Origin of the sequence: Chitinophaga sancti, assembly GCF_034087045.1 — a bacterium.
GTDB lineage: Bacteria > Bacteroidota > Bacteroidia > Chitinophagales > Chitinophagaceae > Chitinophaga > Chitinophaga sancti_B.
This window is the reverse complement of sequence record NZ_CP139247.1, coordinates 8,314,239-8,320,843: the sequence shown is the minus strand read 5'-3', so window position 1 is coordinate 8,320,843 and position 6,605 is coordinate 8,314,239. Positions and strand designations below refer to the sequence as shown.

The window sequence follows — 6,605 nt, the reverse complement described above, 5'->3', positions numbered from 1 at the left end:
TGAGCTATTGAAAATTAATGTTGTTTGAATTAAGGATTGTTTCTCGAATTATAAATTCTCCAACGTGGGGAGTTGAAAAATTTTCAGACAGGGCAACGAATATCTGTACAAAATGTTGAAAAAAAAAATTTTTCTACCCTTGTTTTCTATCTCCCGACACCAGTATCGTTACCTTGTTTTTGTTATGTTTTTTTCTGTTATCACGCACGGTTTCCCGACGTAAAAACGCCCCTATAAGTAATACCACACTTATTTGATATCCAGGATATTCCAGTTGACATTAACATGTTTGTCATAGATATGTGTTAGCGAGTGATAAAATAATATTGTACAGAGAATCAATGTCGGGTATGATGCCATCTTTTATGGTCAGCCCGATGTTAATAATTCCGTACGGGCGTGCAAAACTATGTTAGTAATTGTAATTAAAAAAATGTGGTTAAGTTTATCAAATACCATGCAAATTCCTTATTATCCGCGCAAATGAGCGCGAATGTCTGCGACTGATGAAATCTTATCTATAAATAGCTAGCAGTCAGCCTATATAGGTAAACTGTCCCGGACTAAATTTTATTGCGTGTGATTGAAGCTAAAAAACCTATCTTTGACCTCTTGAAAAAAAGTTAAATTTAATTATATGAGTTTTGAAATAACCGGAAAACTGATCGTTAAATATAATACGATGCAACGTAGCGAAACCTTTAAGACACGGGAGTTCGTTATTGAAAAGTCCGACGATATCAACGGCCGCGTTATAAACAACTACATCAAGTTCCAGGCGGTACAGGACAGAACAGCTATCGTAGACCGCTTCAATGAAGGAGAAACCGTAAAAGTTTACTTCAATATCAGAGGTACACGTTGGGAAAAAGATGGTCGTGTCAATTACATCACCAATCTGGATGCATGGCGCATGGAATCAGTAGTAGCAGGCGCTCCAGGTCAGGATGCTATGCCTAACTACAACACTTCCCAGGAGATCTCTTCTCCAGGTGGAGCAGCAGCAGATGACCTGCCTTTCTAGTCTGACAATAACAACTCATTAACAAAAAATACTGAAACGGGTACCTGTGTGAGCAGGTGCCCGTTACTTTTCAGTAAAAAAATATCCCGGATTTCAGGGAGTAATAAAAAAAGTTTTAGGATAATTACCTAACCTGACGATCATGATTGAACAAGTATCTTTGAAGTTATTGCCGTCTCAGGCAGATAACGAAACTGCTATCACCAAAGCAGCCGCTGCCGCACTCAGTGTTTCCCCAACAGCTATCACAGGTTTTCATGTACTGAAACGCTCTATAGACGCCCGTTCTAAACAGGTGTACTTCATGCTTACACTCAAGGTATTTGTGAATGAACCATTTCATGAACGGGAGAAATTCATACCAATATATGCTACATTAGCACCAGACGCGCCTGTTGCTATCGTGATCGGTGCAGGACCAGCCGGACTCTTTGCCGCACTTCACCTGATTGAAGCGGGTATTAAACCTATTGTACTGGAAAGAGGTAAAGATGTCAGGTCAAGAAGACGTGACCTCGCAGCCCTGAATAAGACAGGCGTGGTGAACCCTGATTCCAACTACTGCTTTGGCGAAGGTGGCGCTGGTACTTATTCTGACGGCAAACTCTATACTCGTTCCAACAAGAGAGGTGATATCAATCGTATACTGAGCATCTTTGTTCATTTCGGTGCTACAGAAAAAATTTTATACGAAGCGCACCCTCATATAGGTACCAACAAATTACCACATATAATTGTTGCCATGCGGGAGCAAATTATTAATAGCGGTGGTGAAGTACACTTTGATCAGAAAGTGACTGATTTTATTATTAAAGATAATCATATCAGGGGCGTGAAGACCGCTACCGGTGCTACTTTCGATGCTTCACAGGTAATACTGGCCACAGGTCATTCTGCCCGCGACATTTTCCGTTTATTACATGATAAAAAAATTATCATCAGTGCCAAGCCATTTGCACTCGGTGTGCGTGTAGAACATCCGCAGGAACTCATAGATAGTGCACAGTACCATTGTGCTGTGAGAGGAGAGCATCTGCCACCAGCCAGTTATAGCCTGGTAGAGCAGGTAGATGGCCGTGGTGTGTTTTCCTTCTGTATGTGTCCCGGAGGCATCATTGCACCTGCTGCTACAGATCCTGGTGAACTGGTGGTAAATGGCTGGTCTCCATCAAAGAGAGATAACCCGTTTGCAAATTCAGGGATGGTAGTAACAGTAGATGAAAGTGATTTCGAAATCTTTGCAGACAAAGGTCCGCTGGCAGCTATGTATTTTCAGCAGATGGTGGAGCAACATGCTTTTCAGTCAGGAGGTGGACAGTTTGTGGCGCCGGCGCAACGGATGACGGATTTTGTCTACAATAAAGTGTCTACAACTTTGCCAGATTGCTCTTATGTACCAGGTGTAAAAAGTACTAACCTGAAAGAAGTGTTACCACCCAGTGTACATACAAGATTGTCGCAGGCTTTCACAGCCTTTGGTAAAAAGATGAAAGGATATTATACCAACGATGCGATACTGGTGGCGACTGAATCACGTACATCTTCGCCTGTGCGTATACCCAGAAATGATGAAGACCTGATGCACCCACAGATCAAAGGATTGTATCCATGTGGGGAAGGAGCGGGTTATGCGGGAGGGATTGTCTCTGCTGCTATGGACGGAGAACGTGTGGCAGCCCGCATTATTGGATTTTATCACGGATAGTGGTATTTTGATCACATATATTTATTTAGTGCTGAGGGGATAACTATCATTGCTGAAAGTTTTTTCCATGAATAAAATCAGAAGAGCTGAATTCGGGATTGCTACGGGTATTTTCCTGCTTATCCTATTTTCCCTGCTATACAAGAGTGTAGCATATAATGTATTTGACCTGCAGCGTGACTATGGTTGGAAATTCGCGCGCTATCACCAGGTATTTGATTACTATAAACATTACCTGTTCCCTTTATTAGCACATATTGCTATTGTATACTTTTCTTTTGTATTTGTGCATGGTGTAGTCGTGCCCCGATTTTATGAAAAACAGCGGTATACGTTGGGGGTATTGTTATCATTTCCGGTATTGTTAGCGTTGTTTTTTATCATTTTGGTGTCTGATACATGGTTGTATGGATACTTGTTTGGAGTATACAAAACTGTGCGCGGCGTACATACACATTGTGCAAAGGCCGCTTTTCTCCTGACGTTTTTTTATGTTGTATTGTACCTGATTTATTATGCGGGTAGGTATTTGTTTTTAACTTATGCCTATAACCGTGTGGTGAATAAGTCCTGGTTTCGTCAGTCATTGGTTGATGGGGCTGTGATGGCAGGGATCATTATGTTCTGGTTGATGGTGGCCAGGAATGATGATAGTGGCTTTATGTTGATGATAGTTAGCGTGGGTGTTTTTTGTGCGTTCATGTACTTTGTAGCGATGCACCGGTTGTATCCCCGTTTTCTTGTGCATCAGAATAAGAAGGTGTTAGTGCAGGAGATAATCGGGTTTTGGGCGCTTTCATTCATATGGATGTTGGTGACAGCGGTGCAGGGGAGGTATAATAGTGGGTCGTATTATGCTGCAGGTATGGTGATCACAACGCTTGTGACGGCGATTGCTATTTTGCCTGTGGCGTGGTGGATCTTTACAGCAAGGAATACGAGAGCTTCGACATTGCAGGGGTTGCGACAGGCATTGACGCATACGGAAGCAGGGTTAGATTTTTTACGTTGGCAGATTAATCCGCATTTCCTATTTAATGCGCTCAATACTTTATATGGTACTGCTTTGCAGGAGCAGGCAACGGCAACGGGACAGGGGATTCAGCAATTGGGAGATATGATGCGGTTTATGTTGCATGATAATACGCTGGAAAGTATTCCGTTGGAGAAAGAGATTGCTTACTTACAGAACTATATTGCTTTGCAACGGTTACGTACGCAGGGTACACCAGATATTATTATTGATGTGAATATAGATGAGGCGTTATGTGAGCATAACATTGCACCTATGTTGCTGATTCCATTTGTGGAGAATGCGTTTAAATATGGGATTAGTCAGCGGAATAAGTCAAGGATCAATTTGTCTTTATCTTGTACGAACGATAAGATCTATTTTGATGTATACAATAGTATTCATGTAAATAAGAGTATGGAGATTGAAAATGAGAGTATGGGGATAGGGATCAATAATGTGCGGCAGCGGTTGAATCTGCTGTACCCGGGGAAGCATGATTTGAATATTCGTGAGACGGGGACAGAGTTTTTTGTACATCTTACATTGGTGGTGGATCCTGCTAAAAATGATGTGATATGAGACTGACAGCAATAGCGATTGATGATGAACAGGTAGCGCTGTCTGTGATTCGTACGCATGCACAGCAGGTGGAGTTTGTGGATATGAAGGGATATTTTACGGATCCGTTTGCAGCGTTGGCGCAGCTTGAAAAGGAGCCGGTGGATCTGATATTTTTGGATATAAAGATGCCGGATATATCGGGGTTGGAATTGATGACTACGCTGCCGGGAGGGCCGTTGGTAATATTTACGACGGCTTATAGTGAGCATGCGGTGCAGAGTTTTGAGTTGGATGCAGTGGATTATTTGTTGAAGCCATTTTCGGAAGAAAGGTTTTTGAAAGCGTGTAATAAGGCGAGGGGATTGTTGGAGATGATGGAGAAGAGTGCGAGGGCGGATGCGCCTAATTATGTGATGGTGAAGAGTGGGTATGAGCAGTATAAGATTTTGTTGAGGGATATATTGTATTTGGAGAGTGCGGGGAATTATATTTCGTTTGTGACGAAGGAGAAGAAGGTGTTGTCAAGGTTGTCGATGCAGGAGGCGTTGGCGTTGTTGCCACAGGCGTTGTTTACGAGGGTGCATAGGAGTTTTATAGTGGCGAATGAGAAGGTGACGCGGGCGGATAGGAGTAGTTTGTATGTGGGGGAGATGGTGGTGCCGATTGGGGCGGCATATGCGGAGGCGGTGGGGAGGATGTTGAAGTAGTGGTCTGGGATTGCCGGTAATATAGGGGATGTTTTTGCTAAGAATATATAGCCCTTTCGGGAGAGCTATATATTCTTAATTGTTTAGGGAATTGGCCCTTTGGGTAGAGTCCTAATGATGTTTTGTTATAACTGGATGAATTTCCATTGCTGGTTATAACTTGAACTACCAGACCATTGTTGCAGGGATGATCCGTTTGTAGTCTGACCACCGGTATCAAGGCATTTACCTGTAGTGAGGTTAACTACTTTATAATAACCATCGCCGGTAGAAACAAATGTCCATCGCTGGCTGTTGTTAGAAAAGCTTAGCGCTTTTTGTTGAACAGCAGAGCCATCGCTGGTATTGCTACCTACATCAAGACAATTTTTCCCGGTGGCGCAACTCAAAGTATAATAACCATCTGTATAACTTACATTCCATTGCTGATTGGCACTTGTTCCATCTTGCCATTGGGCTACACTGGCCCCATCTGTTGTACTTCCAAGATTATCAAGCATCAGGTTGCTTGCCCGGTTCTGCAGTTTAAATCTCCCGTCAGCGATTGGTCCCTGCCATTTTGGTGTTGCAGTAAGGCCCCATGACCATCTGAACATATTGGCACAACCAGGATTCACTTCCACAAGATTATTGTTGGCCGAAAACCAGCGATAGGTGTCAATATCATTTACGCCTGACCAGGCAATAGTGCCAATCAGGTTATCTTTTGAATAGGCCAGGGATCCTGTCAGGAATGCCTGGTCTTCATATACGCCTGTATCCCACTGCCACCAGAAACTGATTTTACGAAAAGTTTCAACGCCTACTTCCGTAATTACAGTTCTGGAGGCGTATGTTCCCACTTTACCTGATACGATATTATAGTAACTTGACCATACATTATAAGATCCATAAAACCACCAGTAACAATGGAGTCCAAGATATTGACTGGTTAGCCGGCTGTCATTACCTACAGAGATCACTTCTCCTGCATATCCTGTTCCATCCAGAATACATTTCCAGGAAGCAGGATTAAGCTGATTTAAGAAATTTGCATAAAGGTTGCAAAGATTAGTGCTGGAATAATCTACAGGTTCATTGATCGGTTCATAAAGTACAGCAGCATTGTTTTTATAAACAGTATCCACTTTTTTCCACATGGTATACCATTGGGTAGTGTCAGGAACATGATGTACGCCGTCAGGCCAATAGCAGAGTATAACATTACAACCTTCTGTTACGATCGCATTAATAGCCGCCTGGTATACAGGCCAATAAGATATATTACTGGCAGTTAGCGGAGTGATAGGCATTCGTATGGTTGTACCGCCGGCCTGTTTTAAAGAATCGGCAATTCGTTTTCCTACGGCCGCAGCATTTGCTGCCGTTATGGTAGAGGATAGTCCGCTTGGCGTAACAACCCTTGAGGGTGCTTCATTGCCATTAGGGTCAGCCCAGTTAATTCCCCGCAAACTATTTGTATTTGTCGGAGTACTGGTAGCCAACGCAGTAAGTGAAGAAGCCGGGATCTTGTCCAGGGCCGTTTCCTTTTTTGAACAGGAAGTTAAGATAGTTAGTAAGCAGATGAATAGAATAATTGGGTTTCTTTTCATA

At 42.8% G+C, this 6,605-nt stretch carries 5 protein-coding genes; 4 read left to right on the top strand and 1 reads right to left on the bottom strand.

Translation table 11 applies throughout. The features are described from left to right. The first annotated feature begins 637 nt into the window (after positions 1-637). The 4 genes from SIO70_RS33270 (at position 638) to SIO70_RS33255 (ending at position 5,012) form a co-directional block, all read left to right on the top strand. Positions 638-1,024: a DUF3127 domain-containing protein gene (locus SIO70_RS33270; RefSeq protein ID WP_083720085.1), complete on the top strand. Its 387-nt coding sequence runs from the start codon at positions 638-640 to the stop codon at positions 1,022-1,024. Between the two features lie 142 nt (positions 1,025-1,166). Continuing rightward, positions 1,167-2,729 (top strand): NAD(P)/FAD-dependent oxidoreductase, encoded by a 1,563-nt coding sequence (locus tag SIO70_RS33265; RefSeq protein ID WP_320578260.1) that lies wholly within the window; start codon positions 1,167-1,169, stop codon positions 2,727-2,729. 67 nt (positions 2,730-2,796) lie between these two features. Beyond that, positions 2,797-4,323 carry a sensor histidine kinase gene (locus SIO70_RS33260; RefSeq protein WP_320578259.1) on the top strand — a complete coding sequence of 509 codons (1,527 nt, stop codon included), beginning with the start codon at positions 2,797-2,799 and terminating at the stop codon, positions 4,321-4,323. Continuing rightward, entirely contained in the window at positions 4,320-5,012 is a 693-nt protein-coding gene (locus tag SIO70_RS33255) for a LytTR family DNA-binding domain-containing protein (protein WP_320578258.1), read from the top strand. Before SIO70_RS33260 ends, SIO70_RS33255 begins: the two co-directional genes overlap by 4 nt. A gap of 125 nt (positions 5,013-5,137) precedes the next feature. On the opposite strand, the gene SIO70_RS33250 is transcribed toward SIO70_RS33255, so the two are convergent. Continuing rightward, positions 5,138-6,604 carry an RICIN domain-containing protein gene (locus SIO70_RS33250; protein WP_320578257.1) on the bottom strand — a complete coding sequence of 489 codons (1,467 nt, stop codon included), beginning with the start codon at positions 6,602-6,604 and terminating at the stop codon, positions 5,138-5,140. Position 6,605 lies beyond the last annotated feature (1 nt).